The following is a 16,528-nucleotide window of genomic DNA, read 5'->3' as shown; positions in this document are numbered from 1 at the left end:
CTCGATGTGATGACTTCTGTGGGCTGAGGGCTTTACGCAGGCACTTTCTCCCCGCTATGGCGGCCGTCACACCTGCATACCGCCGCCGTCCGGGTCGCGTTCGGTCTCCTCGTCGTACTCGGGCGGGGAGGTGGCCAGTCCCAGAGCCTTGCGGGCGGTGACCGAGCCGTCGGGGTCGACGAGGTCCCACCCCCGGTCGTAGTGCTCGTAGTAGGTGTCCGCGTCACCGGCCACCGCGGCCTTCGCCCACTCCCCCTCGGCCTCGTCCAGTTCCGCGGCGAGTTCCCGCACCGGCCGTTCCGCGTCGGCGGGCCACTCGTGCGCGCGCAGCATCCGGGTCTGCTCGGCGAGCGCCGCCGTCATCTGCGCCGCCCATTCCCTGTGCCCCGGCAGGTCGTCCTCGACGAACTCGGCGTCGGGGACCTCGTCCAGGGCGTCGTCGAGCACGCGCGAAGCCTTCAGGTAGGCCATCTGGTGCGCGTCGAGCGTGGTCGCGTCCCGGCGCAGCGACCCGGTGAGGGTGGCCTGCGCGTCCTGGTTGCCGAGGACACAGGTGATCTCGCGGTCGCCGAAGTCCCAGCTCTCCCGGGACGGGACGAGGTAGTACACCTCCACGGTGGCGGGCAGCGCCCAGCGGTCCATGACGTAGGTGTCCCGGAGGCCGTAGCACCGCTCGTCGGCGGTGTCGGTGAGGCCGGCGTCGCCCGGGTAGGAACCGTCGGGGACGCGGACGACGGCGAAGACCTCACCGTCGTGCTCCCGCGCGCAGGGCACCCGGTCGGCATCGGTGGCCCAGCCCTCAAGACCGCCGGGCGAGTTGAAGCAGTCGCCCTCGCGCAGGGCGAGGATGCCGTTGCCGCGCGTGCCCTCCTTGACGTCTTCCCAGACGTCGGCCGCGAACCCGGTGGCGAGCGACACCACCCACAGCGCGAGCCCGAGCGACGACAGCGCCGACCCGGCGACCGCCATCCCCCGCCCCCGCTCCCCGCGCCGCCCGATCTGCCGCAACGCCACCAGCCCGAGCACGAGCCCGACGGCCGGCAGGAAGCACAGGACGCCGAACACCAGGGCCGCGATGGCGACGCCGTTGACGGCGGCGGGGGGCCGGGGACCGTAGGGGCCGTAGAGCCCGTACGGCGCGAAGCCCGGCTGCCCTCCGTACGGGAACGGTGCCGGCGGATACGTGCCGTGCGGCCGGGGAGCGGGGTACTGGCCCCGGGGTTCCGGCGGGTCCTGCGCAGGCTGGTGCCCGGAGGGCGGAAGTATGGACACGAGGCGCATCGTAAGCGCGGTCGCGCCGTGCCCCGTCCTCGGGGCGGGCCGGGCCGGCTGTCCCGAAGCCCTTCCCCGAGGACGAGGGTGTCCGTGCGCCGGGCGCGGGTGGCGTCAGAACTGCAGGGCCCAGCCGTTGAGCCGGCCGGTGTCGAACGACGCGTTGTCGCTGACGCGCAGCTTCCAGGTGCCGTTCGCCGTCTCCGTGGAGGCGTCGACGGTGTAGGTGGTGTTGATGTCGTTCGCGCTGCCGCCGGTGCCGTAGCCCTTCAGGGTGTACGCCGTGCCGTCGGGAGCGATCAACTGGACCTGGAGGTCACCGATGTAGCTGTGGGTGATGTCGACCGAGACGGCCAGGTCCGAGGGGGCGTTGCCGGAGACGCCGGAGACGGCCACCGGGGACTCGACGGTGGAGTTGTCGGCGACGGCGTAGCCCGTGGTGCTCTCGAAGCGGTCACCGGTCGGGGGCTCGGTGGTGCCCCCGTCGCCCACGCGCAGCAGGCGGTTGGGCGAGCCGCTGCCCGGGTTGCCGACGACGCCGGTGGTGGCGGCGGAGGTCAGCGCGGAGGAGACCTGGGCGGGGGTGGCCGAGGGGTTGTCGGCCAGGTGGAGGGCGGCGGCCCCGGCGACGTGCGGGCTCGCCATGGACGTACCGGAGATGGTGTTGGTGGCCGTGTCGCTGGTGCGCCAGGCGGAGGTGATGGAGGAGCCCGGCGCGAACAGGTCCAGGACGGAGCCGTAGTTGGAGTAGCTGGCGCGGGCGTCGCTGGAGGTGGTGGCGCCGACGGTGATCGCCTCGGTGACGCGGGCCGGGGACTTGGTGGAGGCGTCGGTGGACTCGTTGCCGGCCGCGACGACGAAGGTGACGCCGGAGGCGACGGCGCCCCGGACGGCCGTGTCGAGGGCGCTGTCGGCGCCGCCGCCGAGGGACATGTTGGCGACGGCCGGCTTGACCGCGTTCCGCGCGACCCAGTCGATGCCGGCGACGACCTGGGCGGTGGTGCCGGAGCCGGAGTTGTTCAGCACCCGCACGCCGACGATCTTCGCCTTCTTGGCCACGCCGTAGGAGCTGCCCGCGACCGTGCCGGCGACGTGGGTGCCGTGGCCGTGGCCGTCCTGGGCGGTGTTGTCGTTGTCGATCGCGTCGTAGCCGTCGGAGGCACGGCCGCCGAAGTCGCTGTGGGTGATGCGGACGCCGGTGTCGATGACGTACGCCGTCACGCCCTCCCCGGCCGAGTCCGGGTAGGTGTACGAGTTGTTCAGCGGGAGGTTCTGCTGGTCGATCCGGTCCAGGCCCCAGGAGGGCGGGCTGGGCTGGGTGCCGGTGATGTGGAAGGTGCGGTTCTGGATCACCGAGGCGACGGCCGGGTCGGCGGCGAGGCGTTGCGCCTCGGACTCGGAGGCCTCGACCTCGTAGCCGTTCAGGGCCTTGGTGTACGTGCGCTCGATGTCGGCGCCGTACTTCTTGGCCAGGGCGCGGCCCTCGGCGGAGCCGGAACGGGCCTCGTCGGCCTTCAGGGTCACGATGTAGCTGCCGGCGACGGCGTTGGCGGCGCCCGCGTACTGGACGCGGCCTTCGGGAGCGGCCGGGGCCGCGCCTGCGGGGAGAGCGGAGACGAGACCCGCGACGAGGGCCGCGGTGGTCGCGGCGCCGAGGGCGGTCAGTCTTCGCCGGGGGTGACGCATCACTGTCATGTGAGGGTTCCTCCTCAGTCGGTGGTGCGCGTGCGGTGGGGGTGTGGTGCGGGCGGCGCACGTGCGGCTCGTGTGCGCCGTGGCGCGTGTGGCGCCACGGCGCGTGGGGGTAGTCGTGAACCAGCCACTGGCAGGATCATGTCAATGCCGGCAGCCGAGTACGTGCGTCAGCCGAAAGATTGAGGGTTCCACAGGAATTGCACAAGAGGGCCTACCTGAACGTCATGGCCGTGTCATGCGCCCGAAACAGCCGTCGCCGCCCCCGTGTTGCTCCCTCCCGCCGGTAGGACGGCGCCCGCCCACTGGTCCGTGGATACGCGGAGGCGTGCCGGCGCGCGACGCATCCCGGCCGGCGGGTGGCGTGGCCCGCCGGGGGCGTCGCCGCCCGGTCACGTGTTCCGAACAGGTGCCGGTCGTCGGATCGCCGGGGGCAGTGGCGCGCGGGTGGGCGAGGTCTGGAAGGACTGGATCATGAGGGCGGCGAAGCGCCGGGAGGCGGCCTGCCGGGTGGCCGCCGACGTGGTGTGGATGCCCCGGTGGGCCATGAGCACCAGGATCAGGTCGTCCGGGACGAAGTCGGGGCGCAGGTCGCCGGTCTTCTGGGCGCGACGGGCCAGTTCGGCGACCGAGCCGAGCATCCGCGCACGGTCCGTGGCGAAGTCCATCGCGTCGGGGTAGGCCTCCATGAAGGCCTCGGTGAACCCCAGGCTGTGGATGTGCAGGTCACAGGTCTTCTCGAGCACCCGGCGAAAGCCCCGCCACGGATCCGGATCGGCGAGCCCTTCCTCGACGATGGCGTGGCACGCCCGCACCTCTTCGGCGAAGGCCTCGGCGACCAGCGCCCGCTTGGTCGGGAACCGGCGGTAGAGAGTGGCGGGGCCCACGCCGGCGTGCCGGGCGATCTCGCGCATCGGAACGTCCAGGCCCTCGGTGGCGAACAGCGTCCGGGCCGCTTCGAGAACGCGCTCACGGTTGTCCAGGGCGTCGGAGCGCAGGGGGTGAGGCAAAGGCTCGGTCACCTCTCTCACTTTAGCCAAGTGGACGGTGCCGTCCGTTAGCGTCCGAAGACGTCGGGCCCGGGCTTCCACCGCGCCCGGTCGCACCTCCCCCTCCCCTCCGTTTCACCCAGGACCAGGAGCCGATCTTGAAGGCAGTCGCGATCCAGACGTTCGGGAGCCCGGAAGGGCTGACCGTGACCGATCTCCCGGACCCGGTCCCCGCCGGGGGACAGGTGCTGATCGCCACCGGGGCGATCGGCGTCGGCGGGGTCGACGCCGTGATCCGCAGAGGTACCCTCCCCGGCCACGGCTTCACCGAGGGCCACGTCCCCGGCAGCGAGGTCGCGGGGACCGTGACAGCGGTCGGTCGTGGCGTCGACACGTCCTGGATCGGCCGGCGCGTGTGGGCGTTCACCGGCCTGGGCGGCGGTTACGCGGAACAGGCCCTCGCCCCCGTCGAGGAGATCCTTCCCCTGCCCGCGGACCTGTCCGACGCGGACGCGGTGACGTTGGGAAGCTCGGGGGTCGTGGCTCATTTCGGCCTCGCCCACGCCCACTTCACCGCCGGCGAGTCGGTCCTGGTGCGTGGCGCGGCCGGCAGCATCGGCATCATGACGGTCCAGCTCGCGGCCCGTGGCGGTGCCGGGGCGGTGGCGGTCACGACGTCGTCGGCGACGCGCGGTGACCGCCTGCGCCGGCTCGGCGCGACCCATGTGCTGGACCGTGCCGGCGACGGGGACGGGAGCGCCCTCGTCTCCTACGACGTCGTCATCGACATCGTGGCCGGTGCGGACATGCCGTCGTTCATCGACCGGCTCGGCCCGAACGGACGCATGGTGGCCGTGGGCATCGTCGGCGGACATCCCCCGGCCGACTTCGGCACGCGCATGCTGGCGGCGTTCCGCAAGTCGGTGTCGTTCGCCACGTTCAGCGCCGACACCGTGCCCACGTCCGCCCGACAGGCCGTGCGGGCCGAGCAGTTCGCCGCCGCGATCCGCGGGGAACTGCGTTCGGTGGTGCACGAGGTGCTGCCGCTGGAGCAGGCCCCGCTGGCCCACCGGAAGATGGACGCCGGCGAGGTGTTCGGCCGGATCGTCCTGACGCCGTAGCCGACGCGGCGGCACGGCGGCACGGCGGCACGGCGGCACGGCGTCTCGGGTCGGCACGGCGGCAAGGGTCGGCACGGCGGCACGGCGTCTCGGGTCGGCACGGCGGCAAGGGTCGGCACGGCGGCTCGGCGGCACGGCGGCACGGCGGCACGGGTCGGCACGGCGGCTCGGCGGCACGGGTCGGCACGGCGGCACGGGTCGGCACGGCGGCTCGGGTGGGCGCGAGCGGGGGTCGCCACCGGGTGACCGGCCACGGCACGTCGACCCCGCCCGGGGTGCCCGGCACCGCCGGCGAGTCGGCGTCGCCCGCCGGGTCGTGCTCCGGCCTCGACCGCTCAGCCGCGACCGCTCCGCCGGACCCGCCCCGCCGTCACCGTGCGCGCCGGATCCGGCGGTGGCCGGCGACCGCGTCGAGGAGCCGGCGCCCCGCGCCGGCCGCGTACGCCGGACCCTCCAGGCGCAGCAGGGCGCCGTGACGGACGACGGCGTACGCGACCGGGGTGTCCGCCTTCGGGAGGGTGACCGGGTGCCGTCCGGCCGGGAGGCCGAGGCGGTCGGGGAGGCGCAGGTGCGCCGTGGCTCCGTCGGCCCCGGGGATCAGCTCGGCTTTGACCGTCAGGGCGGACACCGTGACCTGGACGGGAGCCGGGGCGCCGGCCGTCGCCGCCACGTACGCCAGCGGGAGCGACCGCCCGCCGCGCGCGGCGTTCGCGGCGGCGGCACCGGCCGTGTCGGGGCCGAACCCGCGCTGGCGCTGGTCCACGTCGAGGGCGAGTTGGCCGCTGCCCGTCCAGTACGGGAGCGCGAGCCGCCCGCCGGTCAGCGCGGGGCCCGTGGCCGGGCTGCCCGGGGCGGCGTCGCCGGTCACGCGGACCATCCGGTCGACGCCCAGCAGTTGGACGTACGCCCATACGTCGTGCACCCCGCGTTCCAGCGGCCGTCCACCGGCCAGCCGCTCCGGGTCGAGGCACAGCCTCCCGGACGCGACGAGCCGCGAACGCCCCTCCCCGAGCGGCTCCAGCCGCACCTCCAGGTCACCCTCGGGGTACCACCAGTCCTCCCGGTCCCGGTCCTTCACCACCAGCTCCGCGTACGCCATCCGGAACGGATCGCGGACCTCCCACCCGCCGTCGGTCCCCGGCACGCTGTCCACCAGCTCCGGGTCCAGCCACCACGTCCCGTCCCGCTCGACGAGCGCCAGCGGTTCGCCGTCCCCGCGCAGCAGGTCCAGCGTGACGTCGGCGACCAGGCGGCCGTCCGCCCAGCGCAGTGCGCCGACCCGGCTGCGGGCCTTCACCTCCCGGACGCGCTCCGCGAGCGCCACCGCCCCGTCGAAGTCGCCGCGTTCCAGCAGTTCGGCCCGCAGCCGTGACACCGCGGGCAGTCCCTCCCGGACAGCCGCCGGGAACTCCTCCAGCGCCAGCTCCCGGGCCGCGTCGAAGCGCTGCCGCTGCACGGCCCGGTCCTCGCGCAGGACTTCGGGCTCACGGGTCCGGGAGAGGATCTCCACGTGGTAGAGGCGGTGCAGCAGCCGGTTCTGCAGCGCGTCGATGTCGTCGGAAGGGGCGGTGCCGTCCTTGATCTGGCGGACGATGCTGCGGCAGTTGGGCCAGAACCCGTGCCGGGGGTCGAACCGGTGCTGGGTGTTGTTGCCGCCGTCGTCCCGCTTCATCCAGTAGTAGCAGGGGTAGTCGGCGAGGATCGAGATCCGTTCCGCCTTCAGGTAGGCGGCGCTGACGAAGGACAGGTCCTCCAGGATCCAGGGCCCTTCCGGGAACCGCAGCCCGTGCTCCTCGACGAAGGCCCGCCGGAACATCTTGTGCGGAGACATGCTCTGCATCAGCTCGTCGTTCTCGATCGTGCAGGCGTCCACGGTGTGCCGGAACAGCCGGCGGGGCCGCACCATCGTGCTGGACATCTTGCCGAGCACCACGTCGGCGTCATTCCGTTTCGCGTGCTCGTACAGCCGCTCCAGCGCCTCGGGCCCGAGCGTGTCGTCGTGGTCGACGAACTGCACGTACTCGCCCTTGGCGTGTCGCATACCGAGGTTGCGCGGCGCGCCCGGCCAGCCCGAGTTCGGCCGGGTGTGCACCTGGACGTTCGGGTGCGCGGCCGCGATCTTCTCCAACCGGCCCAGCGTGTCGTCCGTCGACCCGTCGTCGACGTAGATCACCTCGTACTCGTCGGCCGGCAGGCTCTGCCCGAGCAGCGACGGCGCGCACTCGTCGACGTACTTCCCGGTGTTGTAGACGGGAACGATCACACTGACCTTGGTTCTCGGCATTTCACGGACCCTACCGCCCGCCGTACGCCGGACATGACGTGACGACGGTGGGGTGTGATCCGGTCCTTCTCCCGCCCGTCCTTGAGCGGTTTCGGGGCCCTTGGATACGCTGGCGACGAGCAGCCGCCGAGCGAGGAGTCGTGTGACCGACAACGTCGAGCACGTGCGCGTCCACGACCCGCTCTTCGGCCCCGTCGACGTCCGTCTCGACGATGAGGCGGGCGAGGTGAGCCTCACAGGTGACGTCCTTCCCGGTGTCGTCGTCCGGCGGGCTCCGGGGACTCGGCTCGAGGTGCACGTCCCCATCGGCACCCGCGACGCGGAGCGGCTCACCATGGCGATCGCCGGCTCCGAGGCCCGGTTGACGCCGTCCAAGGGCTTCCTCACCCGGACGTCCTACCGTGTGGACGTCCACTACGACGGTGCGCACTACCGGTTGATCCCCGTCACGACCGGCGAGAGCCGGCTGCTCCGGGACGGCGCGGCCCTCGGGACGTTCATCTCGACCGGGGACGGGGTGGTGAGCGTCGAGTGGCGGGACGAGGCGGGGCAGGAGCCGCGGGACGCCGCCGTCGGTTACAGCCTCGCCGCGTCCTTCGGGACGGGAGCGGAGCCCATGTGGAAGCTCACGCTGCACGCGGTCCTCGATCTGATCCCCTGAGGGGCGGCAGCGGACGCGAACAGGTCGACCTGGCCACGAACGCGATCCCGTCGTACTCCTGCGCGGGAACCAGCGGCGCCACATGGAACCGGTAGGTCAGCCGCGGCACGTTGGACCCGAAGCTGCGCTGGTGGTGCGGGGCGCGCAGCCACCGCCCGGCGGCGGACCCGGGGTCCGCGGCGCGGAAGTCGACCAGGTAGTCGCCGCGGACGGCGGCCGCGAACCGTGACTCGACGGTCCTGCCGCCGCGCCCCACGCGGTGCGCGACCGCGTCGCCTTCGAGGTCGTCTCCCCGGCGGGCGCGGAAGGCCCCCTTGCCGAACAGCAGCCCGAGCGCGTAGTAGGCGTCGCCGTGCCGCTGCCTCAGCCGGCTGCCGAGCGACGGCACCCCGTTCGCGTACGTGCCCGTGGCGACATGCCCGTTGTGCCCCCACACGGCGATCCGGCCGCCGGTGGTGGCCACGAGCGAGGTGACCGCCTCGGCCATGTGGCGGTCGCGGACGGCCAGGGCGCTCTCCTCCGCGTTCTCCGCCCGCAGCGGCCGGGTGACGAGGTCGGCGGCCCGGACGAGGGCACCGGCGTGCCACACCGCCTCGTCGGCCGCGTCGGCGGTGGTACGCCGGGCGAACTCCTCCCGGTGGCTCTCCAGGAACGCGGCGAGGTCCTCGGCCGCGACCCGCAGTTGCTGCCCGGGATCCGGCCGCGATCCGGGCCGCGCCTCGGCCAGCACGTCGAGAAGATCCGTCCCGTCCCGCTCCGGGGCCACCTTCCCCAGGAACTCGCGCAGCACGGCGACCGAGTCCGCGCAGCGCTGCGGGTCGACGCCGACGAAGCTCACCTGCTCGGTCACGGGCGCGGTGCGGTTGTGCTCCCGCATCCACTCGACCATGTCGAGGATCTCCTCGGTCCGCCAGGTCCAGAATCCGAGGCGGTCGAGGAGCCGTGCGGCGTCGCCGGGACCGCCGTGCACATAGGCGTCGACCGCACGGGCCGCCGACTCGCTGGCCTCCATGGCCAGCGCCGTGCATCCCATCTCCAGGACGAGGAAGCGCAGCAGCCGGTGCTTCAGCCGGAAGAACTCCCGGGTTCCGTGCGTGGACTCACCCATGCCGAGGATCCGCACACCGTCCAACGGCCCGCGCAGCGGCTGCAGTTCGTCCAGCGGTCCGTCCGCCGAGAGCGTCGTCAGCGGGACGGCGTTCGCGGACAGCCAGGGCCCGATGTCATCCGGCACTGTGCTCTCTCTCCTCGGCCCTACGTGTGCGACAGTCCGGGTACCGGCCCCGGTCCTCCCCGCCGACGGGGCATCGTAACGCGCACCCGGTCAGCTCCCGGCGGTCGCGGCGAGGATCTCGGCCAGGTCCCGCGCCGCCGCGTCGTACCCGTGTTCGGCGGCCAGTCCGGCCAGGTTCAGGACGACCTCGTCGACGCCCGCGCGGCCGTATGCGGCCAGTCCCTCCGCCACCTCCGCGGCCGTGCCGTGGAGGAAGGTGCCGGAGTCGACCAGGGCGCGGGCGCCGAGGTTGGGCTGGGCCGGATGCACCCGCAGTCCCGCCCTGCGCAGCATGTCGGTGTAGTGCGGGGCGGCGAGGTGGGCGCCCGCGCCCCTGAACGCCAGCCGGTAGGGGTTGCGGTCCGGGCCGGCCAGTGCCGCGTGCACCACCGTGACCAGGCGCGGGACGGTGCGTCCCGCCTCGGCCGCTCCCTTGCCCAGGGCGGGCACGAGGACGTCGCGCACATACCCCGGTGGCGTCATCCAGCTGATCGCGACATCGGCGACCCGGCCCGCGGCACGCGCCAGCACGGGCCGCAGCACGCCCAGGCCGATCTCCACCCCGGGATGGCCGAGACCGGGAAGCGTCACGACGGCCGGCACGTCGTCGTCCCGCGTGTCCGGCTCGCCGGCCCGCAGCAGGCGGCGCACCTCCTCCACGTAGCGGACGCAGGCGTCCCGCGGGCTCGGGTACGGCTCGCCGTGCAGCGCGGCGACGAACTCGGGTGTGGCCGGGCCGAGTCCGAGCACCATGCTGTTGCCGGTCAGCCGGGCCAGGGAGCGTGCCTGCACGGCCGCTTCGAGCGGGTGCCGCAGCGGCATCAGCACGACGCTGGTACCGACCGGGATGCGGAAGCCGTTGCCGGCCAGGTAGGCGAAGAGCTGATGGGTCTCCACGCTCAGCGACTGTCCCTGCCACAGCCGCTGGGCGTGGCCGTCCCGCACCAGTTCCGCGAAGGGCACCATGTCCCGGGGATCGCTCGCCATGGCCGGGCAGATGATCGATACACGCATGTCAGGGCCTTCTAGCGTTGTCCGGCCTCGGTGAGATAGCCCGAGGCCTGCAGGTTGAAGAGGCGGGCATAGACCCCGTCGGCCGTCAGCAGCTCCTCGTGGGTGCCCTCTTCGAGGAGCCGCCCGCCCTGGATCACCAGGATCTTGTCGGCGATCCGGACGGTGGAGAAGCGGTGCGCGATGACCAGCGAGGTGGCCTCGTGGGCGATGGTGCGCAGCCGGCCGAAGATCTCCGCCTCGGCCTCGGCGTCGATCGCCGCCGTCGGCTCGTCGAGGATGACGACCGGTGCCTTCCTCATGAACGCCCGGCTGAGGGCGATCTTCTGCCACTGGCCGCCGGAGAGCTGGTGGCCTTCCTCGAAGTGCCGGCCGAGCATCGTGTCGTAGGTGTGGGGCAGGCCGTCGATCACCTGCTCGGCGCCTCCGGAGGCCGCGGCCCTGGCCACCCGTTCGGTGTCGTGCCGCGCTTCGATCCTGCCGAACCCGATGTTGTCCCGCGCGGTCGTCTCGTAGCGGATGAAGTCCTGGAAGATCACTCCCATGTTCCGCTGGAGCTCGTCGAGGTCGTACTCCTCGATGGGTACGTCGTCGATCAGGATCTGTCCGCCGGTCCGCTCGTAGAGACGGGTCAGGAGTTTGACGACGGTGGTCTTTCCCGCCCCGTTCTGCCCGACGAGGGCGACGCACTGGCCGGCCGGGATGCGGAAGCTGAGGCGGTCCAGGACGAGTTCGTCGGTGCCGGGGTAGGTGAAGCTCACGTCGCGGAACTCGATGCCGACGCGCAGCTTCTCGGGGAAGGGCCGGGTGCCGCCCTTGATCTGCCGTTCGGGCAGGCCGAAGAAGGTGAAGAGGTTCCCGAGGAACAGCGTGTCCTTGTACAGGCCCGCGATGCCCAGCAGCAGGCCGTGCGCCGACACCTGGATCGAGCCGATCGCCTGCAGATAGCCGGCCAGCCGGCCCACCTGCCCGGACGACATGGCTTCGTGGATCGCCCACAGCATCGCGCCGGACGAGGCGAGGACGCTGAGGATGCCGAGGCCGCCGCCTATCAGGGACTGGCGCCGGGCGAGGCTCCGGTCGACCTGGAAGAAGGTGCGGACGGCGTTGCTGTAGAGGTTCACGAAGTAGTCGCCCAGCTGGAAGAGCCGTACTTCCTTGAACGAGTGATCGGTCGTGGTCAGGTACTGGTAGTAGTAGATGCGCCGCCGCTCCGCCGTGCGGTCGTACTCGATCTCGAACGCCTTGTGGGTGAAGACCATGTGGGAAATCACCGACGGCAGCGGCGAGAGCAGGATGACGAGCGCGATCCAGGGGTTCCAGGAGAAGAGGACGGCACTGACCGTGACCAGGGTGATCAGCTCGCGCACGGCCTCCAGGAGCTGGGTGAACACCTGGTAGATCCGGCCGCCGCTGCTCTCCTGGAAGGCCCGCTGCAGATTGTCGTAGGCCTCGGCGTCCTCGTACTGCTGGAGGTCCAGCAGGGTGCCCTTGCGCATGACCATCTCACCGACCCGCATGGTCAGTTCGAGGCGCAGCAGCGAGTCGAGGTACTGCTGGCACATGCCCAGCACGTGCTGGGCGAGGGAGAGCCCGACCAGTGCGAAGCCGTTGCGCAGGGCGACCTCGCGGGCGCCCGCCTGTCCGCCGATCGCCTCGGCCACCGCCTGGACCGCGGAGGCGGTCAGTCCGATCTGCACGGCGGGCACCACGGCCGACAGCACCGACACCACGGTGTACGCCACCACGCGGCTCGGGCTGAGCTGCCAGAAGAGCCGCACGACACGGAGCCAGATCACGGTGCCTCCTCGGCGGCCATCCGGCCGCGGAGCGCGCGCAGCACATGGCTCCACAGGCCGTGGCAACGCGCCTCACGCTCCAGGTCGATGGGGAGCAAACGGTTCACCTGCATATGGGCCAGGCTGGCGAGTATCTGTTCCTCGCCGCCCACGAGATCGCCGTCGGCCGCGGCCCGCCGCACGGTGTCCGCCGCGTGCCGGACGGCCGGCAGCTGGGTCGCGAGGACGGGCTCCAGCAGGCCCCGGTGCTCGCTGCCCCGCGGATGGGTGTACCGGTCCCAGGGGCTGAGGAGTTCGCAGAGGTAGTCCCGGTTCTCCTGGAACAGCTTGCGGGTCTCGTCCTCGTGGGTGCCTCTGGCGTGCCGCCCGCGGTCCGCCGGAGGCACCCCCCACTGCGCGTGCAGGGTGTCCAGGGCCGCGACCGCCAGGAACTCCGGCCTGATGTCGGGGCGCACGGCGAGCAGCGCGGCGGTCACCTCGCTGTTGGCCTCGAAGACCGCCTCGGCGGCGTCGAAGGACGCGGGGCCCCCGTACCGGGCGATCTCCGGGACGTAACCGGCCACCTGGAAGTCCTGGGCGAGCCCCTGCCCGACCAGGCTCCTGCCCCAGGCGGTCAGCAGCGCCGGCGCGAGGGAGGTCTCACTGCTGCGCACCCGGACCCGCAGATGGGGGAACGGGTCGGCGTAGCGCATGTAGAACCACCGGTCCAGGAGCTGCCGCTCCCGCAGTTCCCGGACGATGTCCCGCAGCGGTCCGGCGATGATCTCGTCGTGTCGTTCCGGCGCCGAATAGATCTTGAGGTACGTCCATTCGCCGCCGGGTACGTGCCGCTCGACCGGAACGTGCGGCTGCCGCTCCACGGGCGGCCGCGTGACGCGCCGGGCATCCTTCAGGACGACGGGCACGATGACCTCGCTGACGTACCCCTGGTCGCGCTCGTCCCGCAGCCAGAGCCGGTCGAACGCGGGGAGCATCTCCTGCAGCACGACGGCCGGCTTCCGCTTCAGCTCCGCCTCCAGCTCGGCCCGGAAGGACGGGTGGTCCAGATCCAGCAGCAGCCGGTGGTCGGACTCGGTCATGTAGACGTACCGGGGCACGTCGAACCGCGCGCGCCAGGCGGACAGGTCGGCGCCGTCCTCGGCGGTCAGCCGCCACTGGGCGGGCCGCAGCGTCACCCGTCCCCGGGTCACCCGCGGCAGGAACGGCGCCGACTCCAGCGTCCCCCAGTGGAAGCCGGTGGGCATGACGTATCCGTCGTGCGAGACCTCGAGCAGGAAGCGCGCGACGTTCGGGGCGAGGGACGGGCTGAGCATGTGGTGCTGCTCGACGACGATCTCCCGGTCCAGCCGCTTGGACCACAGGTAGAAGCGGCTGTCCGTGGCGCCCACCAGGATGTCGTCCAGCGTGATCACCCGGTCCTCGGGCACCGACGCGGGGGTGTTGACGGGGATCTCGTACGGCCGGATCGCCGGACGCACGGCGACGTTGGCCGCCCTGCCGTAGGGCGGCAGATAGGCGAGCTCGGCGTACACCACGTCGGGGTAGAGGCGCTCCTCCCGCCGGGCGTAGGCACGCAGCCGGTCCACGGACTCGTCGCCGAGCAGGTCGCTGAAGCGCCCGAAGGTCCGGCCGCCGTGGGCGAGTCCGTCGGAGCGGATCACCGCGCGCCACTCGCCCCGGTCGATCGCCTGCCGGTCGGCCGCGGCTATCTGCAGATAGGCGTCCATGGCCGGCGGCCAGTCGGTGGTGTCCGCGTGCGGGGCGATCCGGTCGACCCAGGCGTCGGTCAGCTCGACCTCCGTCGCGTGGTTCCACCACGCCTGCTGGGCGAGGGCGAGGAGGGCCTGGTCCATCCGCCGGGTGTCCGGCGGGTGCTGCGCGGGCAGCTCCACACTGCGGGCCGGGTTGGTGTACGTCGGCGGGGCGTCGAGGCCCGCGTCCGGGCTGAGCAGGGTCAGCACCGGCACGCGCGCGCCCGCCCCGTACCGCTCGCCGAACTCCTCGCGGTACCGCGTCAGATGGCTGGTGTGGCCGAAGGAGGAACTGAGCCGCATCAGGGTGCCCACCGCCTCCGCGGTCTCCTCGGCGATCGACGCGTCGAGTTCGGCTCCACGCAGTCCGAGGGCCGCGTCGGCCTGGTACGTCTGACCGCTGTGGTCCGGCACCAGCGCACGCTGGGCGGTGCTGAGCCGCTCCAGGGATTCGGCCCCGTCGGCCCGCTGGGCGAGGTCGGCGACGGTCCGCAGCCGGTCCGCCGCGTCGGCGGCCACCGGCAGGTCGGCCAGCTTCTTCAGCAGGTCCTGTTCCGGGCGTACGGCCGTCTGCGAGGGCCGCAGGTCGCTGACGAGGAAGCCGAGCTCCCACATCTGCCGGACCAGCCCGCTCACCGCTTCCCCGGGCGCCTCGGGAAAGGCGGTGGTCAGTTCGGCGAGAAGGCGCTCGTAGGGCACGGGCGTGACGGCGGCGCGCATCACGACGTCGACGGCCGGCGTGGCCCGGATGCGCACCGAACGGGCGTCGGCCTGCCCGTACTTGTCCGCCTGCGGGAGGATTACCCGGTCGCCGGCGACATGTGCCATCGGGTTCACCATGACGCGCAGGTGCCGCAGCAGTCCGGCGTCCTCCTCCAGCTGCTTGATCCAGGCCAGCAGCCAGCCCATGTCGGCGCGGACCCGGGTCCGCGCTATCGGGGACTCGCCGAGCCGGACGGTGGTGGCGGGTCCGAACTCCCCCATGGCGACACCGGAGAAGGTGCCGAACGGCGTGGGCCTGGTCGACATCCTGGTGAGGTAGCGCAGCAGCCCGGACCGCACCCTCCTGGTCCGCTTGGCGCCGAGCCGGCCGAAACGGGCCAGGCTGTGGGTGAGGTCCTCGCTCGCCACCAGCAGCGCCCGTCTGACGTCGGGGCGCCCGGCGAGGTCGAGCAGTCGTCCGTCGGTGCGTTCGGGGTCGGCGGTGATGTCGAGATAGGTGCGCGCGGGCAGTGCCGGGGCGCGCAGCAGGAAGAACCCGGCGGGCTCGTAGGCGGGCACGGCCATCACCTCCCCAGGAAGGTCCGGAACCACCGCGGCCGCTCCTCGCCGACGGCCGCGAGGAGGGTGAGCGCCACCCCCGGGGCTCCGGTGAGGAGGGTGGGGTCGTCCACGAAGTTCCCCGGCACCTCCTGGTCGGCGAAGACCAGCGGGCGGTCGGGGTCGGCGTAGTCGAGCAGGTCCTCGAGCAGTCGCGGCAGGGCCTCGCTCGCGGCCGGGCTCCACGGTGCGAACTCCTGGCACAGCATCACCATGCCCGCCTGGCCGTGGCACAGCGTCGGGGACGCCAAGCGTGTGCCCTCGGCCCGCCGCAGCACCCCTTCGAACGCGTCGACGGCGGCCGTCCGCAGCTCCTCGTCGCCGGTGGCGTTCGCGACGGTGAGGAGCGAGGCGGCGACGCCCGCGGAGCCGTAGCACCAGGCGAACTGGTCGTGCCCGTGGCCGGTGGTGACCTCGTGGCCGTCCTCGTCGACGGGGATGCCGTCCGGCCAGACGGGACCGTACTCGTCGACGTGGTGTCGGGCCCGGATCCAGGTGGTCAGCGCCTCGACGGCGGCCGACTGCCCGGGGTGACGGTGGCCCGCCTCCCAGGCGGACGCGAGGGCGGCGGCCACTCCCGGGACCCCGTGCGAGTAGCCGAGGTTGAGGTATCCGTGCGGGTACTTCGCGTGGTAGTCGCCCACCGGCGGATAGAACTCGGGGGTGATCAGCCAGCGGTGGACCGTACCCGGCGTCAGGGCCGGTTCGGCCAGCCAGACCAGGTACCCGACCAGCTCGGCAACGGCCCGGCGCACCGGTTCCGTGGGGTCCTCGACGGCCGCGAGGCAGGAGAGCGTGCCCGCCGCGCCGGTGACGAGGTCGTAGTCCACGTCGGCGAGCCCTCGCTCGGTCCTGGGGAAGCCGCTGTCGAGGACCTGCTGGGCCAGACGCTCGTGCAGCCGGTCCAGGCTGGGCCGGAAGCGGGGTTCGTCACGGGTGCAGTCGGCGAGCGCCAGCGCGAGTCCGCTGGTCCCCGCGAACAGCCCGTGTCCTTCCAGGGGCTCCACCTGGGTGGAGAGGACCGCTTCCCGTATGTGGTCGTGGGCGGTGGCGAGGTCGCCCAGGCCGGCCCGGGCGGCGTACAGGTGGAGCAGCGCCGTACCGGCCTGTCCGCCGGCGAGGCTCGGCGGATACCAGCCCGCGGGGTGCCGGGCCTGCTCCGCCGCACGCAGCACGTGGTCGGTCACATCCTCGTTGGCGGCGGTGCGTTCGGCCACCAGGCGGGCCATCCGTTGCGCTCGGTCGACCAGCGGCCCGTCCGTGACGTGGGCCCACGTACCCCTGACGTTGTGCACTGGCTGCATTCTTCTTTCCTTCTCCGGTGACCGAGCCGCTGGCGATAATGCGGTGGGGTG

Annotated in this window: 11 protein-coding genes; 2 read left to right on the top strand and 9 right to left on the bottom strand. The window is 72.7% G+C overall.

Annotated features, from left to right (window positions below; translation table 11 throughout):
• Positions 1 to 66: 66 nt before the first annotated feature.
• The 3 genes from IE178_RS09595 to IE178_RS09585 all read right to left on the bottom strand — a co-directional run bounded on the left by IE178_RS09595 (position 67) and on the right by IE178_RS09585 (position 3,986).
• Complete coding sequence (locus IE178_RS09595) at positions 67 to 1,272, bottom strand: DUF4190 domain-containing protein (RefSeq protein WP_318279941.1); 1,206 nt, start codon at positions 1,270 to 1,272, stop codon at positions 67 to 69.
• A gap of 114 nt (positions 1,273 to 1,386) precedes the next feature.
• Entirely contained in the window at positions 1,387 to 2,967 is a 1,581-nt protein-coding gene (locus IE178_RS09590; protein ID WP_184766453.1) for a S8 family peptidase, read from the bottom strand.
• A 389-nt stretch (positions 2,968 to 3,356) separates the two neighbouring features.
• Positions 3,357 to 3,986, bottom strand: coding sequence for a TetR/AcrR family transcriptional regulator (locus IE178_RS09585; RefSeq protein WP_193511949.1), 630 nt, complete (start codon positions 3,984 to 3,986; stop codon positions 3,357 to 3,359).
• 125 nt (positions 3,987 to 4,111) lie between these two features.
• On the opposite strand from IE178_RS09585, the gene IE178_RS09580 reads away from it, so the two are divergent.
• Positions 4,112 to 5,074, top strand: coding sequence for a zinc-binding dehydrogenase (locus IE178_RS09580; protein WP_193511948.1), 963 nt, complete (start codon positions 4,112 to 4,114; stop codon positions 5,072 to 5,074).
• Between the two features lie 370 nt (positions 5,075 to 5,444).
• Here IE178_RS09580 and IE178_RS09575 read toward each other — a convergent pair whose 3' ends face one another.
• The gene (locus IE178_RS09575; RefSeq protein ID WP_193511947.1) at positions 5,445 to 7,358 is read right to left on the bottom strand and encodes a glycosyltransferase family 2 protein; all 1,914 of its coding nucleotides are present in this window, start codon (positions 7,356 to 7,358) and stop codon (positions 5,445 to 5,447) included.
• A 142-nt stretch (positions 7,359 to 7,500) separates the two neighbouring features.
• Here IE178_RS09575 and IE178_RS09570 point away from each other — a divergent pair, with 142 nt between their 5' ends.
• Positions 7,501 to 8,019, top strand: a complete 519-nt coding sequence (locus IE178_RS09570; protein WP_229876087.1) for a hypothetical protein — start codon at positions 7,501 to 7,503, stop codon at positions 8,017 to 8,019.
• Here the strand turns inward: IE178_RS09570 and IE178_RS09565 are convergent.
• From IE178_RS09565 to IE178_RS09545, 5 genes are all read right to left on the bottom strand, one after another.
• Positions 7,985 to 9,253: an erythromycin esterase family protein gene (locus IE178_RS09565; RefSeq protein ID WP_193511946.1), complete on the bottom strand. Its 1,269-nt coding sequence runs from the start codon at positions 9,251 to 9,253 to the stop codon at positions 7,985 to 7,987. The genes IE178_RS09570 and IE178_RS09565 overlap by 35 nt on opposite strands.
• Positions 9,254 to 9,343: 90 nt before the next feature.
• A complete protein-coding gene (locus tag IE178_RS09560; protein ID WP_318279940.1) occupies positions 9,344 to 10,306 on the bottom strand; it encodes an LLM class flavin-dependent oxidoreductase in 963 nt (320 codons plus the stop codon).
• An 11-nt stretch (positions 10,307 to 10,317) separates the two neighbouring features.
• Entirely contained in the window at positions 10,318 to 12,102 is a 1,785-nt protein-coding gene (locus tag IE178_RS09555; protein WP_193511945.1) for an ABC transporter ATP-binding protein, read from the bottom strand.
• Positions 12,099 to 15,167 carry a lantibiotic dehydratase gene (locus tag IE178_RS09550; protein WP_318279939.1) on the bottom strand — a complete coding sequence of 1,023 codons (3,069 nt, stop codon included), beginning with the start codon at positions 15,165 to 15,167 and terminating at the stop codon, positions 12,099 to 12,101. Before IE178_RS09550 ends, IE178_RS09555 begins: the two co-directional genes overlap by 4 nt.
• A complete protein-coding gene (locus tag IE178_RS09545) occupies positions 15,140 to 16,477 on the bottom strand; it encodes a lanthionine synthetase C family protein (protein WP_318279938.1) in 1,338 nt (445 codons plus the stop codon). Before IE178_RS09545 ends, IE178_RS09550 begins: the two co-directional genes overlap by 28 nt.
• Positions 16,478 to 16,528: the final 51 nt, after the last annotated feature.

Origin of the sequence: Streptomyces griseoloalbus (genome assembly GCA_014650015.1) — a bacterium.
Taxonomy (GTDB): Bacteria; Actinomycetota; Actinomycetes; order Streptomycetales; family Streptomycetaceae; genus Streptomyces; species Streptomyces griseoloalbus.
This window is presented reverse-complemented; position numbering and strand designations above follow the sequence as displayed.